Annotated in this window: 28 protein-coding genes, 2 tRNA genes and 1 other RNA gene; 17 read left to right on the top strand and 14 right to left on the bottom strand. The window is 72.1% G+C overall.

The window, feature by feature from the left end; all coding sequences use genetic code 11:
- Positions 1 to 33 precede the first annotated feature (33 nt).
- An RNA gene (ffs, locus tag ACFY9S_RS07715) (signal recognition particle sRNA small type) lies at positions 34 to 130 on the bottom strand.
- A 72-nt stretch (positions 131 to 202) separates the two neighbouring features.
- Between ffs and ACFY9S_RS07710 the strand changes: the two genes are divergently transcribed.
- Positions 203 to 290 (top strand) — tRNA-Ser (locus ACFY9S_RS07710).
- A gap of 225 nt (positions 291 to 515) precedes the next feature.
- On the opposite strand, the gene ACFY9S_RS07705 is transcribed toward ACFY9S_RS07710, so the two are convergent.
- From ACFY9S_RS07705 to ACFY9S_RS07695, 3 genes are all read right to left on the bottom strand, one after another.
- Positions 516 to 881 (bottom strand): amphi-Trp domain-containing protein, encoded by a 366-nt coding sequence (locus tag ACFY9S_RS07705; protein WP_391124061.1) that lies wholly within the window; start codon positions 879 to 881, stop codon positions 516 to 518.
- 92 nt (positions 882 to 973) lie between these two features.
- Entirely contained in the window at positions 974 to 1,198 is a 225-nt protein-coding gene (locus ACFY9S_RS07700) for a hypothetical protein (protein ID WP_391124059.1), read from the bottom strand.
- A gap of 44 nt (positions 1,199 to 1,242) precedes the next feature.
- A complete protein-coding gene (locus ACFY9S_RS07695; protein WP_391124057.1) occupies positions 1,243 to 1,476 on the bottom strand; it encodes a hypothetical protein in 234 nt (77 codons plus the stop codon).
- 123 nt (positions 1,477 to 1,599) lie between these two features.
- On the opposite strand from ACFY9S_RS07695, the gene ACFY9S_RS07690 reads away from it, so the two are divergent.
- Positions 1,600 to 1,821, top strand: a complete 222-nt coding sequence (locus ACFY9S_RS07690; protein ID WP_102910292.1) for a hypothetical protein — start codon at positions 1,600 to 1,602, stop codon at positions 1,819 to 1,821.
- A 371-nt stretch (positions 1,822 to 2,192) separates the two neighbouring features.
- On the opposite strand, the gene ACFY9S_RS07685 is transcribed toward ACFY9S_RS07690, so the two are convergent.
- Genes ACFY9S_RS07685 through ACFY9S_RS07675 form a run of 3 tightly spaced genes read right to left on the bottom strand, consistent with a single transcriptional unit; the run spans position 2,193 to position 5,624 of the window.
- Entirely contained in the window at positions 2,193 to 2,660 is a 468-nt protein-coding gene (locus ACFY9S_RS07685) for an MSMEG_6728 family protein (RefSeq protein WP_391124055.1), read from the bottom strand.
- A 17-nt stretch (positions 2,661 to 2,677) separates the two neighbouring features.
- Positions 2,678 to 3,130: a DUF4383 domain-containing protein gene (locus ACFY9S_RS07680; RefSeq protein WP_391124053.1), complete on the bottom strand. Its 453-nt coding sequence runs from the start codon at positions 3,128 to 3,130 to the stop codon at positions 2,678 to 2,680.
- Positions 3,131 to 3,143: 13 nt separating this feature from the next.
- Positions 3,144 to 5,624 (bottom strand): SpoIIE family protein phosphatase, encoded by a 2,481-nt coding sequence (locus tag ACFY9S_RS07675; RefSeq protein WP_391124052.1) that lies wholly within the window; start codon positions 5,622 to 5,624, stop codon positions 3,144 to 3,146.
- Between the two features lie 170 nt (positions 5,625 to 5,794).
- On the opposite strand from ACFY9S_RS07675, the gene ACFY9S_RS07670 reads away from it, so the two are divergent.
- Positions 5,795 to 6,799: a DUF72 domain-containing protein gene (locus ACFY9S_RS07670; RefSeq protein WP_391124050.1), complete on the top strand. Its 1,005-nt coding sequence runs from the start codon at positions 5,795 to 5,797 to the stop codon at positions 6,797 to 6,799.
- Here ACFY9S_RS07670 and ACFY9S_RS07665 read toward each other — a convergent pair.
- From ACFY9S_RS07665 to ACFY9S_RS07650, 4 genes are all read right to left on the bottom strand, one after another.
- Positions 6,699 to 8,525: a copper resistance protein CopC gene (locus tag ACFY9S_RS07665; protein WP_391124270.1), complete on the bottom strand. Its 1,827-nt coding sequence runs from the start codon at positions 8,523 to 8,525 to the stop codon at positions 6,699 to 6,701. The genes ACFY9S_RS07670 and ACFY9S_RS07665 overlap by 101 nt on opposite strands.
- A gap of 302 nt (positions 8,526 to 8,827) precedes the next feature.
- On the bottom strand, positions 8,828 to 9,322 hold the full coding sequence (locus tag ACFY9S_RS07660; protein ID WP_391124048.1) for a cupin domain-containing protein: 495 nt from the start codon (positions 9,320 to 9,322) through the stop codon (positions 8,828 to 8,830).
- The gene (locus ACFY9S_RS07655) at positions 9,319 to 9,927 is read right to left on the bottom strand and encodes a GNAT family N-acetyltransferase (RefSeq protein ID WP_391124046.1); all 609 of its coding nucleotides are present in this window, start codon (positions 9,925 to 9,927) and stop codon (positions 9,319 to 9,321) included. The genes ACFY9S_RS07660 and ACFY9S_RS07655 overlap by 4 nt, the downstream gene beginning before the upstream one ends.
- A complete protein-coding gene (locus ACFY9S_RS07650) occupies positions 9,920 to 12,016 on the bottom strand; it encodes a penicillin acylase family protein (protein WP_391124267.1) in 2,097 nt (698 codons plus the stop codon). The genes ACFY9S_RS07655 and ACFY9S_RS07650 overlap by 8 nt, the downstream gene beginning before the upstream one ends.
- Positions 12,017 to 12,098: 82 nt before the next feature.
- Between ACFY9S_RS07650 and ACFY9S_RS07645 the strand changes: the two genes are divergently transcribed.
- From ACFY9S_RS07645 to ACFY9S_RS07635, 3 genes are all read left to right on the top strand, one after another.
- Positions 12,099 to 12,821 carry an SIP domain-containing protein gene (locus ACFY9S_RS07645; protein WP_391124044.1) on the top strand — a complete coding sequence of 241 codons (723 nt, stop codon included), beginning with the start codon at positions 12,099 to 12,101 and terminating at the stop codon, positions 12,819 to 12,821.
- Positions 12,822 to 12,857: 36 nt separating this feature from the next.
- Positions 12,858 to 13,451 carry an HhH-GPD-type base excision DNA repair protein gene (locus tag ACFY9S_RS07640; protein WP_391124042.1) on the top strand — a complete coding sequence of 198 codons (594 nt, stop codon included), beginning with the start codon at positions 12,858 to 12,860 and terminating at the stop codon, positions 13,449 to 13,451.
- A 336-nt stretch (positions 13,452 to 13,787) separates the two neighbouring features.
- Positions 13,788 to 14,117: a hypothetical protein gene (locus ACFY9S_RS07635; protein WP_391124040.1), complete on the top strand. Its 330-nt coding sequence runs from the start codon at positions 13,788 to 13,790 to the stop codon at positions 14,115 to 14,117.
- 483 nt (positions 14,118 to 14,600) lie between these two features.
- Here the strand turns inward: ACFY9S_RS07635 and ACFY9S_RS07630 are convergent, their stop codons facing one another.
- Positions 14,601 to 16,202 (bottom strand): helicase HerA-like domain-containing protein, encoded by a 1,602-nt coding sequence (locus ACFY9S_RS07630; protein ID WP_391124039.1) that lies wholly within the window; start codon positions 16,200 to 16,202, stop codon positions 14,601 to 14,603.
- Between the two features lie 106 nt (positions 16,203 to 16,308).
- Between ACFY9S_RS07630 and ACFY9S_RS07625 the strand changes: the two genes are divergently transcribed.
- Entirely contained in the window at positions 16,309 to 16,605 is a 297-nt protein-coding gene (locus ACFY9S_RS07625; protein WP_003999914.1) for a type II toxin-antitoxin system VapB family antitoxin, read from the top strand.
- Between the two features lie 120 nt (positions 16,606 to 16,725).
- A complete protein-coding gene (locus ACFY9S_RS07620; protein WP_391124264.1) occupies positions 16,726 to 17,343 on the top strand; it encodes a LytR C-terminal domain-containing protein in 618 nt (205 codons plus the stop codon).
- A 14-nt stretch (positions 17,344 to 17,357) separates the two neighbouring features.
- Here the strand turns inward: ACFY9S_RS07620 and upp are convergent, their stop codons facing one another.
- Positions 17,358 to 17,993, bottom strand: a complete 636-nt coding sequence (upp, locus tag ACFY9S_RS07615) for a uracil phosphoribosyltransferase (RefSeq protein ID WP_102910421.1) — start codon at positions 17,991 to 17,993, stop codon at positions 17,358 to 17,360.
- Positions 17,994 to 18,125: 132 nt separating this feature from the next.
- Between upp and ACFY9S_RS07610 the strand changes: the two genes are divergently transcribed.
- The 8 genes from ACFY9S_RS07610 to ACFY9S_RS07575 all read left to right on the top strand — a co-directional run bounded on the left by ACFY9S_RS07610 (position 18,126) and on the right by ACFY9S_RS07575 (position 22,690).
- Positions 18,126 to 18,359 (top strand): hypothetical protein, encoded by a 234-nt coding sequence (locus tag ACFY9S_RS07610; RefSeq protein WP_391124037.1) that lies wholly within the window; start codon positions 18,126 to 18,128, stop codon positions 18,357 to 18,359.
- Positions 18,360 to 18,636: 277 nt separating this feature from the next.
- On the top strand, positions 18,637 to 19,182 hold the full coding sequence (locus ACFY9S_RS07605) for a hypothetical protein (RefSeq protein ID WP_391124035.1): 546 nt from the start codon (positions 18,637 to 18,639) through the stop codon (positions 19,180 to 19,182).
- Between the two features lie 56 nt (positions 19,183 to 19,238).
- The gene (tadA, locus tag ACFY9S_RS07600) at positions 19,239 to 19,670 is read left to right on the top strand and encodes a tRNA adenosine(34) deaminase TadA (protein WP_102910419.1); all 432 of its coding nucleotides are present in this window, start codon (positions 19,239 to 19,241) and stop codon (positions 19,668 to 19,670) included.
- A gap of 55 nt (positions 19,671 to 19,725) precedes the next feature.
- Positions 19,726 to 19,810, top strand: a tRNA-Ser gene (locus ACFY9S_RS07595).
- 116 nt (positions 19,811 to 19,926) lie between these two features.
- The gene (locus ACFY9S_RS07590; RefSeq protein ID WP_391124033.1) at positions 19,927 to 20,103 is read left to right on the top strand and encodes a hypothetical protein; all 177 of its coding nucleotides are present in this window, start codon (positions 19,927 to 19,929) and stop codon (positions 20,101 to 20,103) included.
- Complete coding sequence (locus tag ACFY9S_RS07585; protein ID WP_102910417.1) at positions 20,103 to 20,396, top strand: Dabb family protein; 294 nt, start codon at positions 20,103 to 20,105, stop codon at positions 20,394 to 20,396. The genes ACFY9S_RS07590 and ACFY9S_RS07585 overlap by 1 nt, the downstream gene beginning before the upstream one ends.
- Positions 20,397 to 20,587: 191 nt before the next feature.
- A complete protein-coding gene (locus ACFY9S_RS07580) occupies positions 20,588 to 21,520 on the top strand; it encodes a SigB/SigF/SigG family RNA polymerase sigma factor (protein WP_391124031.1) in 933 nt (310 codons plus the stop codon).
- Between the two features lie 267 nt (positions 21,521 to 21,787).
- Positions 21,788 to 22,690, top strand: a complete 903-nt coding sequence (locus tag ACFY9S_RS07575; protein WP_102910416.1) for an RNA polymerase sigma factor SigF — start codon at positions 21,788 to 21,790, stop codon at positions 22,688 to 22,690.
- Positions 22,691 to 23,140: 450 nt separating this feature from the next.
- Here ACFY9S_RS07575 and ACFY9S_RS07570 read toward each other — a convergent pair whose 3' ends face one another.
- Positions 23,141 to 23,338 carry a hypothetical protein gene (locus ACFY9S_RS07570; protein WP_391124029.1) on the bottom strand — a complete coding sequence of 66 codons (198 nt, stop codon included), beginning with the start codon at positions 23,336 to 23,338 and terminating at the stop codon, positions 23,141 to 23,143.
- A 215-nt stretch (positions 23,339 to 23,553) separates the two neighbouring features.
- Between ACFY9S_RS07570 and ACFY9S_RS07565 the strand changes: the two genes are divergently transcribed.
- The gene (locus ACFY9S_RS07565; RefSeq protein WP_391124027.1) at positions 23,554 to 24,042 is read left to right on the top strand and encodes a MarR family transcriptional regulator; all 489 of its coding nucleotides are present in this window, start codon (positions 23,554 to 23,556) and stop codon (positions 24,040 to 24,042) included.
- The last annotated feature ends 2 nt before the right edge of the window (positions 24,043 to 24,044 follow it).

The raw sequence follows: 24,044 nt of genomic DNA, 5'->3' as shown, positions 1-24,044 counted from the left end.
GCCCGGGCCCGACCGGGAGATCCGGTCCGGCAACGCAGACGCCCCCCACGCACCCGCCAGAGCCAACCTACCCTTGCTGCCTTCCGGCCCTGGGGGAGTTCAGTCAGATAGCGCCGCGTGAGGGGCTGCGCCAAGGTTACCTGATGTCGGGGGCAGGGAACGAGTTCGCGAGCACTCCTCTCGGTCATGTAATGTTCCTGGCGGAGGATTCGCCTAGAGGCCTAGGGCGCACGCTTGGAAAGCGTGTTGGGGGCAACCCCTCACGAGTTCGAATCTCGTATCCTCCGCCAGTGCCTCACCGGGCACGATGTCGAAGGGCCCCGCTGCTTGCAGCGGGGCCCTTCGTCGTTGTCCGTCTCAGTTTCCGTCTCATCCATGGCGTGCTGCCCGCGTAGGACTCGGCGGCCCAGGCCGGGTGCCGGGTGCGCCACCCCGCAGGCACCTCGCGAGATACACCACCGACCCCCCGGGGACGCGAGCGAGTGCCGCTGCCCTTCGCGTGGGCGATCCTCACCTCAAGGGGATTTCGCAGCGGACCGCTTCGTGCTCTTGCCTCTGCCGGCACCCGTGCCGCTTCGGCCCGAGGCGGCGGGGGCGTTCGCTCGCTTGGGCTTTTCCGCGCGGGAGTCGGTCCGCTGGGGCGTCGCCCGCGCGGGGGCGGTCTTCCACTTCAGTTCGATCTCCAGCTCGATCTCGCCGCCGCCGATCTCGACCTCCAGCTCGCTGTGGAGGTCGTCGGGGATCCGGAGGCCCAGCGTTCCGGGGCCGAGGTCCAGCTCGGCGTCCCCGCCTTCCCTCAGGGCGTCTGCGAGTGCCGTGAGCTGGTCAGCGGCCTCATGGCGTGACAGCGAACGCTTCTGCTCGAACGTGAGGTCCTTCATGGGTGCCCTCCGCGGTGGCACAGGATGGATATCACCCATTCTGGCCTCTTTTGCGCGATGTGCAGACTCGCGCGTCAGCCGCATCAGCCTTCTCAGCCACCCGCCTCCGGGCCCCAGTGCTCCGGCCCCACTCCGCGCCAGTCGATCCACGACACCTCCGCCACGTCGGCTGGATCGATCTCCAGCCCGGCGCGGCGGAGGAACTCCGCGACGTCGACGACGTTGTGGGCGAGGCCGAGGATCTCGCCGTCCACGCGGACGCGCCGGCCGCCCGAAGGCGACGGCGGATGCACGATCACACGAATCGGTCCGGACATGCCTTCAGGATCGTCCGGTACGTACGGTCCCGCAGGCCGGCACGTCATCGGTGGGGCCGCTCGTTCATGTCCCCGGCCCTCCGCCCCAGCTCCCGGAGCTCCCACCACGCCGCAGGGCTCGGTCGTCGCTGCCGCCAGTAGGGGTGGAAGAACGACTGAGCCGACAGCCGGTACAGACGCCGGCGCAGCTCGGTGCGGCCGGGCCGATCGGCGAGCTGCCGGTACGTGGCACTCCACTCCCGTTGCGCCCGGACGAGATCGTCGGGAAACGTTCGCATGGCCGAATTCAATCATGTGTTCGATTTCCCGGGCCAGCGCAAGGCTTCTGTTACGTCTCGGTTCGGGCACCGGACGTGGACAGCCGCAGCGCGAGAGGCCCTAGTAGGCGCATACTGAGGTCAATGACTAAGCCTGCTGCTCACAAGCGCCACTTGCCCACCAGCCCCTTCAAGGCTCCGGTCGCCCCCGCTCCCAAGCACTTCGCCGTGGGTGACCAGGTCACGCACGACATGTACGGGCTCGGCCGGGTCATCGGCATCGAGGACGGGATCGCCGCGCTCGTCGACTTCGGTTCGGCGCAGATGCGGATCCTGAGCCCCTACGCCAAGATGACCAAGCTGTAGGACCCTCGTGCCCGGTCAGGGCGCGCCTGGCCCTGCCTTGGGCCAGTAACGGAAAAGAGACCTCTCATCGAACCGACTTCGCTGTTCTCCGCCGTGGAGGGGCAGACCCGCCTTTCCAGCGCGGCGTCGCCGACTCCGGCGACCAACCCCTTCCAGGCCCCGGCCTTCGCCCCGGAGTTCGAGGAGGACGAAAGCTTCCCGCTCGAGGACATGACCGAGCAGCCTGCCTCGTCCAGGCGTCCGGCGCGCCGCAGGGCCGCCTAGCTTCGCTCCTCAGAGGCGACGTCTGCGATGGATCTCGACGGACGCCCTCCCGATCGGCCCGCCCTCGCCGGGCACTTCCGACGGTCCGGGCACTCCCGGCGGTCCGGTCAGATCTCGCGGTCCGACGTGGGCCACACGTACGGCAAGTCGTCCGGGACGCCCGGAAAGAGGGACGTGTAGGTCGTGGGGTCCTTGCGGACCAGGGCGGAGCGGTGGCTCTCGTGGAAGGGGTCGTCGCCGAGCCAGGGCGGGAGTTCGCCCTCGGCGGCCAGTTGCGACTGATCGCGGATCGGGGCGTTTGGGCGGGTCGCCGCCAGGTCGGCCACGAGCGTCGCGGCGCAGGTGTCCTGGTGGCCCTGTTCGCGCCAGACGCGGCAGATCTCCAGGCCGTAGCGGACCAGTGCCTCCTCGTAGCCGAGCCACATCTTCACGGCCGGGTGGCGGCGCCAGCCGTAGCCGGGGACGACCAGGCCGCGCAGGACCTGCAGGGCCTCGACCCGTTGTTTGCCGAGCCGGCGGCGGTCGAGGGACAGGGCCGTGGTGCGGAAGTCGGGGTAAGGCAGGAAGGTCTGCATGCGGTCGCCGGTGCTCGTTACCGTGCGCCGGTGCGCGCGCCGCGCCGGCTGAGGGCGAGGGCCAGGCCGATCATGGCGATGCCCAGAACGAAGTGGAGCCAGTCGTCCGCGGTGTTCAGCGGGACGAAGTTTGCGTCGCTGTCGTGGCCGACGGACAGGCCGTACACCCATAGCACCAGGTAGACGGCGCCGCCGACCAGCAGATACGAGTACGCCCCGGCGGCCGTACCGGCGAGGATCAGGCCGGCGAGACCGTACGCCAGGTGCACCAGGTTGTGCAGGATCGAGACCTGGAACAGGCCGAACAGTTCGGCGCCCGACTCGTGGGAGGCGAACGCCAGCGAGCCGTAGTCGGTGGTGATGCCCGGGACGAAGCCCAGCGCGCCGACCACGAGGAAGACGAGGCCGAACAGCAGGGCGGCCTGCTGGACGGGGGCGCGGGCGGCCCGGTGGGACGCGGGTGTGGTCATGGCCGGTGGCTCCTCACGCGGGGGACAGGGTCTGTTCCGCCCAGATGGTCTTGCCCGTGGCGCTCTGGCGGGTGCCCCAGCGCTGGGTCAGCTGGGCGACGAGGAGCAGGCCGCGGCCGCCCTCGTCATAGGTGCGGGCGCGCCGCAGGTGGGGAGCGGTGCTCCCGCCGTCGGAGACCTCGCAGATCAGGCTCGTGTCGCGGATCAGGCGGAGCTGGACCGGCGGCTGGGCGTGCCGGATGGCGTTGGTGACGAGCTCGCTGACGACCAGCTCCGTGACGAACGCGGCGTCGGAGAGCCCCCACCGCTCCAGTTGCGCCACCACGTCCTTGCGGGTCTGCGCGACCGCGGACGGTTCGGACGGCACCGACCAGGTGGCGACCTGCCGCGCGTCGAGCGCGCGGGTACGGGCGATGAGCAGGGCCACGTCGTCGGCCGGGCGTTGCGGCAGCAGGTCGGCGAGGACCGTGTCGCACAGGGCGTCCAGCGAGCCCGCCGGGCGGGCCAGGGCCTTCCGGAGCCGGTGGAGACCGGTGTCGAGGTCCCGCTCGGGGGTCTCGATCAGGCCGTTGGTGTAGAGGGCGAGCAGGCTGCCCTCGGGGAGGTCGACCTCGGTGGACTCGTACGGCAGGCCGCCCAGGCCGAGCGGGGGCGCGGCCGGGAGCGCGACGAGGTCGACGGTGCCGCCGGGGCTGACCACGGCAGGCAGGGGATGCCCGGCCCCGGCGAAGCAGCAGCGCCGCGTCACCGGGTCGTAGACGGCGTACAGGCAGGTGGCTCCGACGTCGCCCGAGGCTTCCGCGGAGCCCGGCGCCGTCCGCTCGCCGGCGCTCTCCTCCTCCGTGTTCAGACGGGCGACCAGGTCGTCGAGGTGGGTCAGCAGCTCGTCGCACGGCAGGTCGATGTCGGCCAGTGTGCGGACCGCCGTACGCAGCCGCCCCATGGTCGCCGACGCGACCAGTCCGTGGCCGACCACGTCTCCGACGACCAGCGCCACCCGCGCCCCCGAGAGGGGGATGACGTCGAACCAGTCCCCGCCGACACCGGCGTGCCCGCCGGCCGGGAGGTAGCGGGAGGCGACCTCGACGGCCGCCTGCCGGGGCAGCCGCTGTGGCAGCAGGCTGCGCTGGAGCGTGACCGCCGCGGCGCGCTCGCGGGTGTAGCGGCGGGCGTTGTCGATGCTGACCGCGGCCCGGGCGGCCAGTTCGCCGGCCAGCACCAGGTCGTCCTGCTGGAAGGGCTCCTGGTTGCGGTGCCGGACGAAGAAGCCGACGCCCAGGGTGCTGCCGCGGGCGACCAGCGGCACGGCCATCACGGAGTGGATGCCGAAGGCCCGGACCCGGGCGGCGCGGGCCGGGTCGCGGGCCAGCCAAGCGGTGAACGCGGTGTCGGTCACCTCGTGCACGGCGGGCCGTCCCGTGCGCAGGCTCTCGAAGGGCGCGGAGCCCGGCGGGTAGGCGCCCACCGCACCGGCCGCAACGACCGACTCCGGGGCGCCCGGTGTCACCGACCGCAGAGCGGCCCGGCGCAGCAGCAGCGGCCCGTCCGCCGGAACCGCCCGGACGGGCGGCTCGGGTCCGTCGTCCAGCGCGGTCAGCAGATCGACGCCGGCGAAGTCGGCCAGGGCCGGGACGGTCACGTCCGCCAGCTCCTGGGCCGTGCGCGTCACGTCGAGGGTGCTGCCGATGTGCCGGCCGGCCTCGGCGATCAGCTGGAGGCGCTTGCGGGCCCAGAACTGCTCCGTCATGTCGTGCGCGGACAGGCAGACGCCCTGGATGGTGCCCTCGTCATCGCGCAGCGCGGACACGAAGACCGACCAGGCGTGCTCATGGTCTTCGCCGGGCGCGCGCAGGTAGTTCTCCGCGTACTCCGGCTCGCCGGTGCGCAGGACCCGGGCCATGCCGCGTTCCGTCCGTAGGCCGGCGTCGTCGTCGACGATCTCGGACGCCCGCAGGCCCCGCATCTCCTCCTCCCTGAGCGCCGTGGCGCGCTCCATGCCGGCGTTGGCCCGGCGCAGCCGGAGCCGGGTGTCGTAGATCGCCTGGGCGCAGCACGGGGACTGGGCGAAGCTCCAGCTCACGAGGGATTCGTCGAGACCGGCCGGTGGCTGCCGGTCGGTCAGGGCGGAGACGATGAGCCAGGCGGGGGCGTCGGCGCCGGGTGGTCTGTGGTGGGCGAGGATCCGGACCGTCAGCTTCCGGCCGTCGCGGTGCCGGAGTGCGACGTCGCCGTTCCAGCGGGGCAGCCCGGCGAGCGTGGGCAGACCGCCGCGCACCGGGATCGGCTCGGCCAGCAGATCCGCGGCACGACGGCCGGTGAGCTGCCCGGCCGAGTACCCGAGGAGCCGCTCGGCGCCCGCGTTCCAGCCGGTCACGGTGCCGAGTTCGTCGAGGGTGACACGGGCCGTGAGGGATGCGCCGACGAGGGTTTCGAGGGCTTCGGGTTCTTCCCCGGACGGCCGGGTGGCCCGGCCGGCGGTGGCGGGCTGCTCCATGGTCGGTCATCTCACTCTCGGGGAGGTAATCAGCCATAACCCCGGATATGCGCGGATACCACCTGGTTACCCTGATTGGGCCGGGTCTCACCGTCACGCCCGGGTCTCACGGTCACGCCCGCCCCGGGAGACCGAGCCTGCCGCCGCCCGGCCCGGGTAACCGCTCCCCCATGGGTCAGATCCTGGTGGGCACGTGTTCCTGGACCGACCGGGCACTGGTCGGCAGCGGCTGGTACCCCCCGGGCCGGCGGGACGCCGAGGGGCGGTTACGGCACTACGCCGAGCGGTTCGGTGTCGTCGAGGTCGACGCCTCGTACTACGCACTGCCGGGCGAGCGGAACAGCAGGTTGTGGGCCGAGCGGACACCGGACGGGTTCGTGTTCGACGTGAAGGCGTTCTCGCTGCTCACCGGGCACCCCACCCGGGAGGCGGTGATGCCGGACGGACTGCGGGCGGAGCACCGGGATCCGGCGGTGCTGGATCAGGTGTGGGCCCGGTTCGCGACCGGCATCGAACCGCTGCGGGAGGCCGGGCGGCTCGGGAGCGTGCTGTTCCAGTTCCCGCCCTGGTTCCGGCCCGGGGAGCGGGCGGAGACCTTCCTCCGGGAGTGCGCCGAGCGGACCGAGGGCTGGCCGCTCGCCGTCGAGTTCCGACACCCCTCCTGGTGGGAGCCGGGACAGGCCGAGGCGACGGGCGCGCTGCTCGCCCGGCACGGCATGGCCGCGGTCGCCGTCGACATGACGCAGAGGCTCGCCTCCTCCGTCCCGCCGGTCACTCCCGTGACCTCGCCCCGGCTGTCCGTCGTCCGCTTCCACGGCCGCAGCACCGCCTGGGGCACCGGAAGCAAGGAGGACCGTTTCCGCCACGTCTACGGCGAGGACGAACTCGCCGAGTGGCTGCCCCGGGTGCGCCGGCTGGCCCAGCGGACGGAACAGGTCCACGTCCTGTTCAACAACTGCTGCGGCGACGCCGCCGTCAGCGCCGCCGAGACCATGGCCCGGCTCCTCGACGACGCCCCGCAGGCGGACGACGTGCCCTCCGAGGACGACGCCCCGCCGATGGCGGCGCGGTTGCCTAGGGCTCGACCCGCACCTGGCGTTCCACCGACACCTGGTCCACGTCCGACACCCGCACGGTCGTCTTCATCGTCCAGTTCCCGGCGAGCGGCAGGTTGACGGAGTTGGTGCCCCAGTAGCCGCCCACGTCGGTGAGTTCGGCGTCGATCGGGCCGACCTTGCGCGAGGGCAGGGTGAAGGTGATGCGGACCTCGGGGATCACCACCAGGCCCGTGTCGGAGCCGTAGACGACGGCCTGAACGCCGTTCTCGCCGACGCGTGCCGGGTCCAGGGTGACCTGCACCGTGCCGCTTCCGGTCACGGATCCCGTGCCCGTGTCGTAGGGCACCGTGATCTGGGTCGTGGCCGGCAGCGCGCTCGCCGGGGCCTGCTGAGCCGCCTCGGCCTGGGCCCGGCTCGGAAGGGTTCCCGTGAGCACGGTCGTGATCATCAGCACCACGGCGGCGACGCCGACCTCGACGAGGACGGAGCGGCGCAGACGGCGCCGGATGCCGGGGTCGCCGGATCCGGCCCCCGGCTGCGCCGGGCCGTCGGGCGACTCCGGCTCCCCGGACGTCTCCGATGCGCGCGTCCCGGCTTCCGCGGCGGCCTCGCGGCCTTCCGCCGGTGCGCCGACCGGCTGCGGGACCGGAGCCGGTACGGCCGCCCGGACCGGGGACGCCGGTGCCGCGATCCGCGCCGTCCAGCGGCGCGAGTACCCGGCCACCAGCAACAGCACGGCCACCCCGGCCAGTTTGGCGAGCAGCAGACGGCCGTACGCCGTGCCGGTCAGCGCGGGCAGGGAGCCGAGGCCGCGCCAGGACTGGTAGAGGCCCGTGACGGCCAGGACGGTCACCGAGGTGAAGGCGATCCGGGAGAAGCGGGGCACGACCTCCACCAGGTCGTCGCCGGACGAGCGGCGCAGGGTCAGCAGCAGCGCCACGAGACCGCCGAGCCAGACGCCGGTCGCCAGCAGGTGCGCCACGGACGACGTCATCGCCGCCGGCACCTGGATCCCGGCGGAGGCGTGCTCGGCTGCCGCCCAGGTCAGGGCCAGGGCTGCGGCCAGGGCCGTGCCGATCGCCAGGGCGACGGGCCGCTTCCCCGTGTCACGGGACCTGGACAGCCACATCAGGAAGACGGCGGCCAGCAGGAGGACGAGCAGCCGGGCGAGCAGGGCCAGGCCCGGGCGGCTGGTCAGGGTGCGGCCGAGGGCGGAGGCGTCGAACGCCGCGGCGGGGCCCGTGCCCGACTCGTAAGGGGCGCGCAGCAGGAGCAGGACGGCCGTCGAGCCCAGCAGCGTCCACCAGGCGGCCACCAGCGGCCGGCGCAGCGGGGAGGTGTGCGCGGGCCGGCACAGCAGCGCGAAGGCCACGATGCCGACGAGCAGCGCGGCGGCGAGGTAGGCCAGGTAGCGGGCGGCATCGTGGAAGCCGCGGGTGAGCGGGTCCTCGGCCGGGCCGGTGTCGGCCTGGACGGTGGTGGCGGACCGTTTCCCCACGGAGAAGCTGAAGGCGCCGGAGACGGGGTGGCTGTCGGCGGAGACGACCCGCCAGGCCACGGTGTACGTGCCCTTGGCGAGCTTGCCGGGCAGGCCGACCCGGGCCGTGTCGGAGCGGCCGTCCGCGTGCGTGGCCTCGCCGGTGTGTACCCGGCGCTGGTCGGGGCCGAACACCCGGAAGGAGTCGTCGAGCAGGCCTACGGACTCGGTGAAGGTCAGGGTGACGTGGCGGGGGGCCTGCTGGACGATGGATCCGTCACCGGGGTCGGTGCTGCGCAGGGCGGCGTGGGCCGAGGCGGGGGCTGCTCCGGCGAGGAGCAGGACCAGCACGGTGCCCAGCAGCACCAGGGCTTGGAATCGCCGGGGGTGCCCGGCATTGCGATCCTCGTTCCGCCGATGGTCCACGTGGCTCTCCGGGGTCGGGCTGGACGGCTCCGGGTTATGTACGGACAGGATCGGTGTAGCGCTCAACGGGATGAGGGCCGGGGAGAAGTACAGGACCGGCGTAACGCTCGACAGGACGCGGACCCGGGACAAGGACAGGACCGGCGTGACGCTCAACAGGACGCTGACCCGGGACAAGGACAGGACCGGCGTAGCGCTCAACAGGACGCTGACCCGGGACAAGGACAGGACCGGCGTAGCGCTCAACAGGACGCTGACCCGGGAGAAGGCCGGGACAGTTTCGCGATCGCGGCCGCCTCCGCCGGATAGCGTGCGGTCAGCTCCGCCGCGTCTCCGTGCTGGTAGCCGGCGAAGGTGAAGCCCGGTGCCATCGTGCAGCCGAACAGCGTCCATGAGCCGCCCTCTGCCACCCTGCCGCCCATCCACGTGCCCGCCGGGACCGTGAACTGGACGTGCCGGCCCCGCAGGACGTCCGGCCCGAGCACCACCGTTCGTGTGGTGCCGTCCGGGGCGAGCAGGAGGAGCTCCAGGGGGTCGCCACGGTAGAAGTGCCAGATCTCGTCGGTCGGCAGGCGGTGGAGGGCGGAGAAGTCGTCCGCTGTCAGGAGCGCGACGATCGCCGTGCCCTCCGGCCTGCCGTCGGGGCGTTCGGGCCCGGCCCAGGTCTGGCGGAAGAGGCCGCCCTCGTCGGGGATCGGCTCCAGGCCGTAGTGGGCGATGAGGTCGTCCGGGGTCACCCGGGGAACATTAGCTCCCGGTCGAGGAAGGCGAGCTGCGCCTTCTTCTCCGGCAGGTACACGTCCGGGAGGTCGATCTCGGGCAGGACCACGACCGGGCCCGGGGTGAAGCCGAGTCCGAGGAAACGGGCGACCGCCTTCTCGTTGCCCACGTCCGGGTCGACCACGACCCGTCGGCGGTCCAGCCCGAGCAGGACGTACGCGGCGAGGACGGAAACCAGCCGGGCGGTCCAGCCGGACTGGGCGCCGCCCGGGCCGGCCGGGGCGAGCAGCAGGTGGACGCCGATGTCGCCGGGGCGGACGTCGTAGCACTCGCTGACGCGGTCGGCCTCCGGCTCGTAGGTCTGCAGGAGCGCGACCGGCTCGCCGTCCCGGACCACGAGGTGGGCGTGGTGGGTGTCGAGAGTGGCCATGTGGGCGTAGACCGCGGCGACCTGGCGTTCGGTCAGCTCGGTCATGCCCCAGAAGGCGGCCCGCTCCTCGCCGGCCCAGCGGTGGATCACGGCGGCGTCGGCCCCGGGGTCCAGCGGCAGGACGCGGACGGTGCCGAAGCCGTCGACCACCTGTTCGTGGACGGGCGTGCGGGAGGCGTAGGGGTCAGACATCGCGTTCCTTCTTCATCTTGGTCCAGTCGGTGACGACCGGGACGAGGTCTCCCACGAGCCACAGGGGGAGCTGGTCACGGTGGTGGGGCGAGCCGGGGACGCCCGAGGCGCCGAGCGGGACGACCCAGCGGCTGTCCTCGCGCCGGGCCAGGTCCCAGACGTACCGGGCGGCCGGGCCCCGGGCGGCGCGGTCGGTGAGGCCCGGCACGCCCGAGGTGCACAGCACGCAGTCGTGGTCACCGGACAGCCCCGGTTCGTCGTACGGCTGCTCCGGTTCCAGCGCACGCCAGGGGGCGAGGCGGTGGGTGTCGCCCCAGACACCGGCCGGCGGGAGCAGGGCCACTTCCTCGATCGCCGCGCGGACGGCCGCCGGACGGTCGATGCCGAACAGGTCCTCGGCCCGCAGCAGGTGTTCGAGTGCGAAGCCGACCCGCGGGACGAGGGCCAGCCAGGGCTGGAACACCTCCGGATACACCGGCGGTGTGGTGAGCGCGGCGAACGCCGGGTGCGCCGCGAGCCGCCGTACGACCGCTGCGCGCACGGCCGCGTAGAGGGCCGCGTCGGCGCTGCCGGCGTCCATGCGGCGGTCCCAGCCGAGGAGGCGGTCCTTCAGGGCGGCGGCCTCGGGGGTGAGGTCGTCCAGGGCGTCGAGGCGGTCCAGGAGGGTGGACGCGGAGGCCAGGTGGGTGTCCGTGTGGATCGCGGGCATGCCGGCGGCGGACCAGCGCTCCTTGCCCGCGAGCAGCTCGGTGATGCGGTCGGCGCGGTGCGGCGGGGCGAACTCGACGCCGAGGGGTGCGGCCGGACCGCGCTGGTTGGCCATGACGGCGACGCCGCCGGTGAGCCCGGCGCGCGGTGTCGCGTGCCAGCCCTGCCACTCGTGCCCGGGCTCCCACGCGGGCACCACCCGCAGGGAGTTGGCCCCGGCGCGCAGCGGCACCCGCCCGGCCACGCGGTGCAGGACGCCGCCCTCGGTGTCGGCGGCCTGGACGACGTTGACCGGCTCGGCCCAGCGGTCGAAGGCCCGGTCCACGTCGGCGACCCGGCGAGCCCGCAGCAGCGGCAGCAGGGCGGCGAAGCCGAGGTCGCCGGTCACGCGGGGCGGGTAGCGCAGGCTGATCGCCACGGGCACGCCGGAGGGGTCCGACGGGTCGGCCGGGTCGCCGTCGAGCCCTTCGGGGCCACCGATGATCACCGGCCCGCGGCCGGTCTCGATCACCTCCACCTCGACCGGGTCCTCGCCCGCCAGCTCGACGGTCTCCGTGTGCCGGGCCGCCCGCCGCCAGAGCCCGTCCGGGTCGAGGGCCTCCACCCCGGCGCCGGTGCGCCGCAGCCGCTCGCGGTAGAGGTCCTGGTAGTCGGACATGGCGTTGGTGATGGCCCAGGCGACCGTGCCGGTGTGCCCGAAGTGGGCGATGCCGGGGACACCGGGGACGGCCAGGCCCACGACGTCGAACTCCGGGCAGGACAGGTGGATCTGCTGGTAGACGCCCGGGTCCTCGATCCAGCGGTGGGGGTCGCCGGCGATGACCGCCTGCCCGGTGACAGTCCGCTCGCCACCGACCAGCCAGCCGTTGCTGCCGGAAGTGCCGGGGCCGTCGGCGGCGAAGAGACCGACGGCGTCCGCGCCGAGGTGGGCGGCGACCTGCTCGCGCCAGAGCTTGGCCGGGAACCCGGCGAAGAGGATGTGGGTGGCGAGCCAGACGCCGAGGGGGGTCCAGGGTTCCCAGCGGCCGGGGGTGAGGCCGGTGCGGGCGAACTCGGGTGCGGTGGCGTCGGCCAGTGACGCGTTGACCCCGTCGACGTACGCGCTCACCCACCGCGCCGTCCCGGGGTCGCGTCTCTCCAGGTCCGCGAAGCAGCGTCTGGCGGTGTCGGCGAGTCGGGCCCGTCTCGCGAACCGGTCCCAGGCCAGGGCGCTACCGCCGAGGAAGGACGCCGTGGTGCCCTGCGCCCGGTGGCGCTCGACCTCCAGCTGCCAGGCCCGGTCGCTTGCGGTGACGAGGCCCTGTGCGCGGGCGAGTTCGGCCGCGCTGCCCGCGCGCAGATGCGGGATGCCCCAGGCGTCACGGTAGATCTCGGTGGCCACGCGGGACCCTCTCATTCCTTTAGGTTAGCCTTGCCTAAGTCACAACAGTGGCCGGAATCGTACGCGAAGGGGCGGAAAAGCGATGGGGCAGGGGCGGGGTTGGGAGGGCGCGGTCCTCAAACTGCTGCGCGGCAAGGACTTCGAGTTCACGGTGACGGACGTGGAGGACGTCACCCCGGACTACCGGCGGCTGCGCTTCACCGACGGCGGTCTCCTGGCCGCGACCGGAGTCCACCCCACCATGTGGGTACGGCTGTGGTTCGACAACGCGGGCAAGCCGCACCAGCGGGCCTACACCCTGGTCGACCCGGACGCCGAGACCGGCACCTTCCAACTGGAGTTCGCCCTGCACGAGGGGTGCGCCAGCGACTGGGCCAGGGCGGCGAAGCCGGGCGACACCATCGGGGCGACCGTCCAGGGCACCGGCTTCGAGCACCCGAGCCCCGCGCCCTCGCACGTCTTCGCCGTCGGCGACCCGGCCTCGCTCCCGGCCATCAACTCCCTCCTGGACGCCCTGGGCTCCGCCCCGGCCACCGTCTGGTTCGAGGGCGGCGACGACGACCTGCCGTTCCGCACCGACCCGGACCGGCACGAGGTGCACAAGGTGCCGCGCCAGGACTCCGGCGCGCACCTCGTCGAACGGGTGAAGTCGGACCTGCCCGGCCTGCTCCAGGGCACGGCCGACCCGTACGTCTGGATCGCGTGCGACACGGCGACGACCCGGGCCCTGACGGCGTACGTCCGCAAGGAACTGGGCCTGCCCAAGCAGCGGGTGCACGCGCTGGGGTACTGGCGGGCCACCTGAGCAGCGGCCGGGCCCGCCCCGGGGGATGATCGAGGCATGGACGTCACTCTTCACCTCGCCCAGGATCCCGAGGCCGACGCGTTGCTCGGCCGCAGCCCGCTCGCCGCGCTGGTCGGCATGCTGCTGGACCAGCAGGTCCCGATGGAGTGGGCGTTCAAGGGCCCGGCGACGATCGCCCAGCGGCTCGGCGGCGACGACCTGGACGCCCACGAGATCGCCGCGCACGAGCCGGAGGCCTTCGCCGCGCTGCTCTCGCAGAAGCCGGCGGTGCACCGCTACCCGGGCTCCATGGCCAAGCGGATCCAGCAGCTGTGCCAGTACCTCGTCGAGCACTACGACGGCGACGCCGAGGCCGTCTGGAAGGACGCCGGCACCGGCAGGGAACTGCTGAAGCGGCTCGCGGAACTCCCCGGCTTCGGCAAGCAGAAGGCCCAGATCTTCCTCGCCCTGCTCGGCAAGCAGCTCGGGGTGCGGCCCACGGGCTGGCGCGAGGCGGCGGGCTCCTACGGCGAGCCGGACTCGTTCCGCTCGGTCGCCGACATCACCGGCCCCGAGTCCCTGGTCAGGGTGCGGGCGCACAAGCAGGAGATGAAGGCGGCAGCCAAGGCGTCGAAGGCCACCGGAAAGTAGCCGCGCCCACGCGCCTTCGGCGGGTAGGACGCGAGCACAGCGTCAGTCGCCTGGCCCGGCTCAGGTGGCGGCTGCCTGCGGGGCGATCCCAGCATGAACCATGAGCGAGCCACCTGGCGGCTCCCCCTGGGACCCGGAGCACGACGCCTCCGACGCACGCCCCGCGCCCTCGGCCCCGCGTCTCGCGAGAGCGCTGGGCATACGGTCCTGTCGTCGCGGCATCACCGCCCGGACCGCGGCCCCGTCCCGGGCCGGCAGGGGCCGGGCGAGCGGATCTCACAGCCGGCGGGAGAAGCGGCGCGGACGGCGGGCGGACAGCGGGGGGAATGACGTCCCGTGACCCCCGAACCGCAGCAGGAACCCCGCGGTCCCCGCCGGCACGTCTGGCCGCGGGTGCTCGTCCTGCTGCTCGCCCTGCTCCTGCCGGGCACCCACGCCGAGGCCCTGACAGGGCCGACGGCGACCGTCCCCGGGGAGAACACCACCGTCGAGTACGACCTCTTCGACACCGCCCCGCGCCCACCGGCCCGGGCCGTCCGCCGCACCGCAGCCCCGCCGGGTCCCGCCCCGCTGCCGGAGCCCGTGTACGCCCCACGGCGCCCCGTGCCCGTACCGGCGAAACCGTACGACCCTCGTCCCCTGTGCTCCGAGGTCCTCCGCTGCTGACAGGACCGGCCCGCCACCGGTCCGTCCGTCTCGCACGGAACCAGAACGACGAGGAACGACGAGGAACCCAGCCATGCTCCAAGACCCGTACGCGGTCATGCGCGCCCTCCTGCGGGCGGAAGCCGCCCGCAACGCCCCCAAGCCCCACTCCCAGCCGGACACCCGGAAGCCGCCGCAACCCTCGAAGGGGCGAGGGCAGGGAGAGGGCGAGGGACGAGATCGCGGCTGACCGGACCGCGCGGCGGAGGCCCCCACGCCTCCGCCGTCCCCACCGCCTGCGCTTCCGCCGCCCCCACCGCCTACGCCTCCGCCCTTCCCCACCGCCTGCGCCTCGGCCTCCCACCGCCTACGCCTCCGCCCTCCCCACCGCCTGCGCCTCCGCCCTTCCCCACCGCCTACGCCTCCGCCCTCCCCACCGCCTACGCCTGGCCCTCCCCACCGCCTACGCCTCCGCCCTCCCCACCGCCTACGCCTGGGCCTTCCCTACCGCCTGCGGCGCCCCGAACGCCGTGCCGTGCCGAACAGCGACCGTGTGATCTCCCGCCCGATCTGCTTCCCCACCGACCGGGCCAGCGACCCGAAGACGCCGCTCTCGACCACCCGCTCCGCCCTGGACGGCTGTTCTTCCGCCCGCTCACCCCGCCCCTGGGCGGCGTCCCGCATCTCGTCGGGCCCCTTCGCCCCGCGCCCCCGCTCCAGCCGCTCGTACGCCGACTCCCGGTCCACGGCCGGCGCGTACCGCTCGTACAGCGGCGACCGGGCCACGGCCCGTTCCAAGGCCTCCTGGCCGAGCGGCCCCATCAACGACTCGGGCGCCCGCAGCCGGGTCGCGGCGACAGGGGTCGGCGCGCCCTTCTCGCTCAGCACCGTCACCACCGCCTCGCCGGTCCCGAGGCCGGTCAGCACCTCTTCGAGGTCGTAGGGCGACTTCGGGAAGGTCTTCACCGTGGCGTTCAGGGCCTTCTGGTCGTCGGGGGTGAAGGCGCGCAGCGCGTGCTGGACGCGGTTGCCGAGCTGGGCGAGGACATCGGCGGGCACGTCCTCGGGAGACTGCGTCACGAAGAAGACCCCGACCCCTTTCGACCGAATCAGGCGCACGGTCTGCGTGATCGACTCCAGGAACGCCTCGGAGGCGTCGTCGAAGAGCAGGTGCGCCTCGTCCAGGAAGAACACCAGGCGCGGCTTGTCGACGTCGCCCAGCTCGGGCAGGTCGTGGAAGAGATCGGCGAGCAGCCACATCAGGAAGGTCGAGAACAGCTGCGGCCGATCCTGCACGGCGCTCAGCTCCAGGACGGAGACCACGCCCCGCCCGTCCTCCGCCGTGCGCAGCAGCTCACCCGTGTCGAACTCCGGCTCCCCGAAGAAGCCGGACGCGCCCTGCGCCTCGAAGGCGGTCAGGGACCGCAGGATCACCCCGGCCGTGGCCGCCGACACACCGCCCACCGTCTTCAGCTCCGACTTGCCCTCGTCCGAGGTCAGGAAGGTCACGACCGCCCTGAGGTCCTTGAGGTCGATCAGCTCCAGGCCCTTGCTGTCGGCGTAGTGGAAGACCAGCGCGAGGGACTGCTCCTGCGTGCGGTTCAGCCGCAGCACCTTGGCCAGCAGCACCGGACCGAATCCGGTGACCGTGGCCCGGACCGGAATGCCGCGGCCGATGCCGCCGAGGGCGTAGTACTCGGCCGGGAACCCGCTCGCCGTCCACCGCTGGTCGACGTCCGCGGCCCGGCCCTCGACCCGGGCGTCCGGGCGGCCCGGCGCGGCGATTCCGGACAGGTCGCCCTTGATGTCGGCGAGGAAGACCGGCACTCCCTGGGCGGACAGCTGCTCGGCGATCAGCTGAAGCGTCTTGGTCTTGCCGGTGCCCGTGGCGCCGGCGACCAGCCCGTGGCGGTTGAGCATCGCCAACGGCACCCGGACCTGCGCGTCCGGCAGGCACTGCCCGTCCCACAGCAGGGCACCCAGATGGAGTACGGGACCGGGGAAGGCGTAGCCGGAGGCGATCCGCAGGGCCTCCTGGGGAAGAGCGGCGGCACGTGCGGACACCTCCGGGGAGGAGGCCGACGGCATGGTCTCGCGGTCCGGCATATTCACGCACCTTTTTCCGGTTCATACCGCCTTGTGGGGTTTTTTTCAGCGTCGCACTGGGCCGCCATGGCTGCGCCCGGAAGGTCTTGACCGGTAGGCTTTCCGTGTGATCTTCAAGCGCATCGGAAACGGCCGGCCGTACCCCGACCACGGCCGGGAAAGCACCCGGCAGTGGGCGGACGTCGCACCGCGCCCGGTCCGCCTCGATCAGCTCGTGACGACCAAGGGTCAGCTCGATCTGGAAACACTGCTCGCCGAGGACTCGACGTTCTACGGCGACCTCTTCGCGCACGTCGTGAAGTGGCAGGGCGACCTCTACCTGGAGGACGGGCTGCACCGTGCGGTGCGGGCGGCACTCCAGCAGCGCCAGGTGCTGCACGCGCGCGTGCTCGAACTCGACTGATCCCGCCGGTCGCGGGTTGGCCCTTTCGGGTTCCGCTGGGCGACGTCGAATGATCATCTAGTAGGCATCGTCGCCCGAGCGCACTACGCTGCGCTCATGAGCATGCTGACTCCCCCCGGCATGGGCCGCAAGTACCGCATCAAGGGCAACAAGTACCCCCGGATGCGCCGGCCCCGGCGGCGCGGCAGGCTCGTCGTCCTGACCGTCGCGTCCGTCGTCGTCCTCGGCGTGGGCGGCTGGGGCACGCTGCAGCTCATCGACGTCTTCACCGGCGGCGGCAGAAAGGCTTCGGCGGCCGGCGACGGGACGGACTGCGGCAACACGACCAAGGCGAGCCCCTCGCCCAGCGCCAAGCCCCTGCCCGAACCGCGCACGATCACCGTGAACGTCCTCAACGCCACCACTCGCGCCGGTCTGGCGAAGAAGACCGCCGACGAACTCAAGAAGCGCGGCTTCACGATCGGCGACGTGGGCAACGCGACCAAGCAGTACGACAAGAAGGTCAAGGGCACCGGACTGCTGCTCGGCCCCACCGCCGCGCTCGACACCTCACTGCCCGTGCTCGGCACCCAGCTCCCGGGCGCCGAACGGCGCACCGAGGCGGCCCGCAAGGGCGCCGCCGTCGACCTCGTCATCGGGGACGGCTTCAAGGAGCTGGCGAAAAAGCCGGACGCCGACCGGGCACTGACCGAACTGGCCAGGCCCGAGCCGGCGCCCACGACGAAGAAGGGCTGCTGAGAGGCCCGTCCGGCCTACTCGGCCGCCCCGTACATCCGGTCCCCCGCGTCGCCGAGGCCCGGCACGATGTAGCCGTGCTCGTTCAGGTGTTCGTCGACCGAGGCGGTCACGACCGTCACCGGCGTGCCCGCGAGCTCGCGCTCCATGATCTCGACGCCCTCCGGGGCGGCCAGCAGGACCACGGCGGTGACGTCGTCGGCTCCGCGCCGGATCAGTTCCCGGATCGCCGCGACCAGTGTGCCGCCGGTGGCGAGCATCGGGTCGAGCACGTACACCTGACGCCCCGACAGGTCTTCGGGCATGCGCGTCGCGTACGTGGAGGCCTGCAGCGTCTCCTCGTTGCGGATCATGCCGAGGAAACCCACCTCGGCGGTCGGCAGCAGCCGGACCATGCCGTCCAGCATGCCGAGCCCGGCCCGCAGGATCGGCACCACCAGCGGCCGCGGGTGGGACAGCTTGACGCCCGTGGTCCGCGCGACCGGCGTCTGGAGGTCGACCTGTTCGGTGCGCACGTCCCGCGTGGCCTCGTAGGCGAGCAGGGTGACCAGCTCGTCGGCGAGACGGCGGAAGGTCGCGGAGTCGGTGCGCTGGTCGCGCAGCGTGGTGAGCTTGTGAGCGACCAGAGGGTGGTCGACGACGTGGAGACGCATGTCCACAACATTAACCGGGCGGGGTACCACCGACGGCACGGCAAGCCCGCCGTCCGGCCCTCGCCCGGTCACTGGCGTCAAACCGCCCGTCCGGGGGAAAGCGGAAAGGACGGACTGGGGGTGGTGAACCTGATGCCCGACCGGACATTCCGAAACGATCCGCCGCCGCGCACGCGGCCGGGGGCCGGCCCGGAGCCCGGCCTGACGAACGGGACCGACGAGTCCGACGCCGAGCGCCGCCGTCGTCGCGCCCGGTTCCTGCGCGATCTGGCCGAGGCCCGGGAGCTGCGCGACCGCGTCCAGCCGCGCCGCGCCAAGACGGCCCGGCTGCGGCACGCGATGCGCATGCGCACCTTCCGCTGGTAGGAAACGGGCGGGAGAACCCCCGGCGAAGATCACGAACCGCGCGGAGATTCGTCGCGGGTGACCGTGCGTGGAACGGGGCAAAGCCGCGTACGATCCGCAGGTGGCGGCAACGAGCGTGCGAGCAGAACTGCCGGACACAGGGAGCGGAAGACGTCCCCTGAACGCCTTGTTTCTGCCACGATTCCGAGTGGGTGGGGCTCGGACGAGCACTCCCCGCCCGTAACCTCCGCCGGGGGGACCCCCAACCGGCACGCCTAAGACCAGTGGGAGAGTCACGGTGTACTTCGCCGCACTGCTCGCGCGCACCGAAGACGGGTGGGAAGCGAGCGATACAGAGCTCGACGATGTGGAAACCCTGTCTGATCTGGCCGACCTGGCCCGTGAAGCCACCCCGGACGAGGACACGGTGCTCGTGCTCATCGAGCAGGAGGACGCCTGGTTCGGCGTCGTCCGCGTGGACGGCGAGGAGGACCCTCGCATCTACGTCTCGGACGCCGCCGCCGCTGCCCGCAGCAGCTACGGCGAGATCCTGCTCACCGACGAGTTGCTCGGCCGCGATCCGGACGACGACGTCCTCGCCGCCCTCGACCTCGACGGCACCGAGGACGGTGAATCCGACGAGGACGACGATGACGATGACGCCGAGGACGGCGCCGGGCCCACCGGCTCCGCCGAGTCCGTGCCGCACGGCCCGGTCGGCGACGCGCTGATCCTCGACGACCTCGGCGTGAGCGAGAAGGAACTGCGCCTGATGTCGACGGACGCCGTCACCGAGATCGCCGAGTCCCTGGGCGCCTCGGAGACCCTGGAGACCGTCCGCTGACCGGTCGTACCACCGCGGGGCCGCCGGATCCGGTCCGGGACCCCTGGCGGCCCACGATGCGACTCGCCCTGGACGAAGCCGCCGAGGCCGTCCGGGGCGGGGACGTGCCCGTCGGCGCCGTCGTCCTGGCCCCGGACGGTGCGACCGTGCTCGCGGCCGGGCACAACGAACGCGAGGCCGGCGGCGATCCGACGGCCCACGCGGAGCTCCTCGCCCTGCGGCGGGCCGCGGCCGCCCTCGGCACGTGGCGGCTCGCCGGCTGCACCCTCGTGGTGACGCTGGAGCCCTGCACGATGTGCGCGGGCGCGATCCAGCAGTCACGCGTCGACCGGCTCGTCTACGGCGCCCGCGACGAGAAGGCCGGCGCGGCCGGATCCCTCTGGGACCTGGTCCGCGACCGGCGGCTCAATCACCGGCCCGAGGTGATCGAGGGAGTGCTCGCGGAGGAGTGCGCCGGGCTGCTCACGGCGTTCTTCCGGGACCGCTGAACCGTCGCCGAATCCGATTTCAAAGCACGCGGCACCTTGCTGTAAGGTCTCCCTCGGTAGCGTGTCCGAGCGGCCGAAGGAGCTCGCCTCGAAAGCGAGTGTGGCGCAAGTCACCGAGGGTTCAAATCCCTCCGCTACCGCTTGAGAAGGGCCCCGTCGTCAGACGGGGCCCTTCGTGCGATCAGCCTCTTCGTGTGATCGGTCCTTCGTGCGATCATGTGCGCTGTTTGAGACACCAGTGACAGGGGAGGCCGCGATGGCGGTGAATGCGAAGAAGGTCGCCGTCTATGCCCTCGTGGTCTTCGCGCTGTACGTGATCATCACGGACCCGAAGAAGGCCTCCGACTACGTTCTCATAGGATTCCAGGGTGTATCGGACGCCGCCGGGGCCCTCGGCGACTTCGCCACGTGGGTTGCGAACGGAGCAAAGTGATGATCCGCCACCTGGTGCTCTTCAAGCTCAACGAGGGCGTCGAGCGCGACGACGCCCGGGTCGCCAAGGGCGTCGAGGCCTTTCGCGCGCTCGAGGGCACGATCCCCGGGATCCGCTTCTGGGAGCTCGGCTGGAACGTCAGCGACCGCCCCATCGCGTACGACTTCGCCATCAACTCCGCCTTCGACGACGCGGACGCGCTGCGGCGGTACGTGGAGCACCCGGACCACCAGGCGGGTGTCGCGCTGTGGCGGGAATTCGCCACGTGGGTGATCGCGGACTACGACTTCTGAGACCGGTTCCGAGACCGGCCGCTTCACGCCCCCTGTCCCTGGGACAGGGGGCTCCTGCTTTGCGTGGGTTGATTTGTGCGGCTTTCATCCCTCAACACGTAGTTATGGGGTGCTTGCACACAGTGCACATGTCTTGTGATGCTATGACCGCTTTTGATGGAAGAGTTGACGGATGAGTTGACGATGACGAGGTGGAGTTGACCGTGCTGGCCAGTACCGCACCTCAGGCACCGTCCCCACCAGCCTCGTCCGCCCAGTCACCGCCCCCTCGGACTCAAGCCGAGCCGGCTCCGGCCGCGTCGCCGGAAACCGCCCCGGCCCCAGTGCCGGAAACCGCTCCCGCCGCGGCCCAGCGGAGCAGCCGTGGCGCGGACACCCGGGCGCTCACCCAGGTTCTCTTCGCGCAGCTCAAGGAGCTCCAGCCGGGCACCGCGGAGCACGACCGCGTACGCGGGGCGCTCATCGAGGCCAACCTCCCACTCGTGCGCTACGCGGCCGCCCGGTTCCGCTCCCGCAACGAGCCGATGGAGGACGTCGTCCAGGTCGGCACCATCGGTCTCATCAACGCCATCGACCGCTTCGACCCGGACCGGGGCGTGCAGTTCCCGACGTTCGCGATGCCGACGGTCGTCGGCGAGATCAAGCGGTACTTCCGCGACAACGTCCGCACGGTCCATGTGCCGCGCCGGCTGCACGAGCTGTGGGTGCAGGTCAACAGCGCGACGGAGGACCTGACGACCTCCTTCGGGCGCACCCCGACGACCTCGGAGATCGCCGCGCGCCTGCGCATCACCGAGGGCGAGGTGCTGTCCTGCATCGAGGCGGGGCGGTCCTACCACGCGACCTCCCTGGAGGCCGCGCAGGAGGGCGACGGGCTGCCGGGGCTACTGGACCGGCTCGGTTACGAGGACCCCGCGCTGGACGGCGTGGAGCACCGGGATCTCGTACGGCACCTGCTCGTTCAGCTGCCCGAGCGGGAGCAGCGGATCCTGCTGCTGCGGTACTACAGCAATCTCACGCAGTCCCAGATCTCCGCGGAGCTCGGCGTCTCACAGATGCACGTGTCGCGGCTACTCGCGCGTAGCTTCCAGAGGTTGCGGTCTGCGAACCGCATCGACGCGTAACCGCAAACGCGAGCGAGAGGTCACCGCGAGGAGCGAATCGCTCATCAGGGCGGTTGCCGACAGTTGAGAGCCGAAAAGCCGTCAGACCCCTTGTTTGCAGGGCGTATTCGCGTCTCAGATGTCGACATGTCACTACAGCGTGTTGCCGACATGTGACATTCTCCGGGAAGCGCGTTTGCCGAAGCTCCGGCGCCGGTATTCAGGTGAAGGCTGCGTTCCTCAGACGGGGGCGTTCGCCGCGACCGTCCGCGACCCAAAGGGGGTGGCATGTCCGTAGAACAGGGCAGCTCGAAGGTGCTCACGCTCGCGGAGAGCGAGACAGCTCCCCATGCTCTCGACTCACTCGGCCCCATCGATGACGTACCGGCCCTCCCGGCCGAGCCCGTCCCGGTCCTTCCGGCTGCGGGCGCCATCGACACCCGCACCTTGTCCCGCTCCCTGTTCCTGCGGCTGGCCGCGCTCGACGAGGACAGCCCCGAGCGTGCGTACGTCCGTGACACGCTCATCGAGCTCAACCTCCCGCTCGTGCGGTACGCCGCCGCGCGGTTCCGGTCCCGGAACGAGCCGATGGAGGACATCGTCCAGGTCGGCACGATCGGGCTGATCAAGGCGATCGACCGGTTCGACTGCGAACGGGGCGTCGAGTTCCCGACATTCGCGATGCCGACGGTGGTCGGGGAGATCAAGCGGTTCTTCCGGGACACCTCGTGGTCGGTGCGGGTGCCGCGCAGACTGCAGGAGCTGCGGCTCGCTCTGACCAAGGCCAGTGACGAGCTCTCACAGAAGCTGGACCGGTCGCCGACCGTGCCCGAACTCGCGGCCGTCCTCGGGGTGTCCGAGGAGGACGTCGTCGACGGGCTGGCGGTGGGGAACGCCTACACGGCGTCCTCGCTGGACTCGCCGGCGCCGGAGGACGACGGTGGCGAGGGGTCACTGGCGGACCGGCTGGGGTACGAGGACACCGCGCTGGAGGGTGTCGAGTACCGGGAGTCCCTGAAGCCGCTGCTGGCGAAGCTGCCGCCCCGTGAGCGGCGGATCATCATGCTGCGGTTCTTCGCGAACATGACGCAGTCGCAGATCGGCGAGGAGGTCGGCATCTCGCAGATGCACGTCTCCCGGCTGCTGACCCGGACGCTGGCGCAGCTCCGGGAAGGTCTGATCTCGGACTGACCGAGGGCAGACCGAGGGCTGGCCGAGGGCTGCGACGCACGTGCGGCGCGAGGGCTGCGACGCACGTGCGGCTGGGCGGGGGCTTGTGCCGCGCCCAGCCGCGAGTGGTCGGTCGGGGCCGCGCCGGGGGGTGTCCGTCCTCGGAACGGCGCGATGGACCTCCATACCGACTGACCGGCGTTGACGCACCAACCGCTGCGGGCGGACAACCCCGACACGGCCCCTTGCGTACGACGGCGACTGCGGGCCGCCCCAGCTGCGGGCATGGACCCCTAAGGGCGATGGGGGTCCCCTGCTCGAGCGGAGCCGAGAGCTTCGGGGAGGGTGGGCGCTGGGGTCCCCCCTGCTCGGAGAGCTTGGGGAGGCACCTCGTCGCGCCGACTTGCGCACGCGCCCGGCCTCAGCACCAACGCCGGGCACCTGCAAAGGACAGCCAGGCGCCAAGTGGAGTTACGCCAGCGCCAGCCAGGCCACCGCCGCGATGACCGCTACGGCGACTACGACGCCGAGGATGAGACCGGTGCGCGGCCCGCCGCCGGACGGGGCCGCCGCCTGACGGCCCTGCGGGGCCTCGTCGACGAACGCGCGGAACATCTGGGTGCTGCCGGCGGGGTCGTGATTGCCCTGCGGGGCCTGGTTGTTAGCCATGGCCCGAGACCCTAGCGAAAACGCCGGGACTCCCCAAGTGGGGGTTGCGGTTCCGTTTGGTCCGAGCGACCCCCTACCGCCGGGCTCGCCACCAGCACATTTACTCCCGCAATACTTGCCTTTGCCAACTTTTTGTTCCGCACCCCCCTCTTTTATTTGCCTTCAGCAACCAACAGATCCTACGGTTGCCCTAAGCAACGAAAGCGGGAGGTGTCATGGCCGAACAGGCGCAGTACGAAGAGCTGGTCCGTCAGTTCAGCGCCTTCGGCGCCGTGAAGCGGGAGCTCGGCCGGATCATGCCCGCCGAGTGCCCCGGCGGGTCGGCAGCCGTCCTGACGCTGCTGGGACGACACGGCGACATGCGCATGAGCAAGCTCGCCGAGCTGCTGGCGGTGGACATGTCGGTCACCAGCCGCCATGTCGCGCACGTCGTGGCCCGGGGCTGGATCGAGCGCTCCCCCGACCCCGCGGACAAACGCTCACGCATTCTGCGGCTCACCCCCGCGGGCCAAACACAGCTCGACGAGCTGTCGCGGCGGACCACCGAGGTTCTCGCCGAGCGCCTGAGCGACTGGTCCGACGACGACGTCGGCCGGCTCACCAGCCTCATGGCGCGGCTGAGGGAGAGCTTCGACTGCCGGCCCGGAGGCCGGGCCGCACCGGCCGCTCTCGACGAGACCACCCGTACACCCGTAAGCACGTAAGA

The sequence above is a fragment of the Streptomyces sp. NPDC012474 genome, from assembly GCF_042955185.1.
Lineage (GTDB): Bacteria > Actinomycetota > Actinomycetes > Streptomycetales > Streptomycetaceae > Streptomyces > Streptomyces cahuitamycinicus.
The sequence above is the reverse complement of the archived record's forward strand: the minus strand, read 5'-3'. Positions and strand labels throughout refer to the sequence as shown.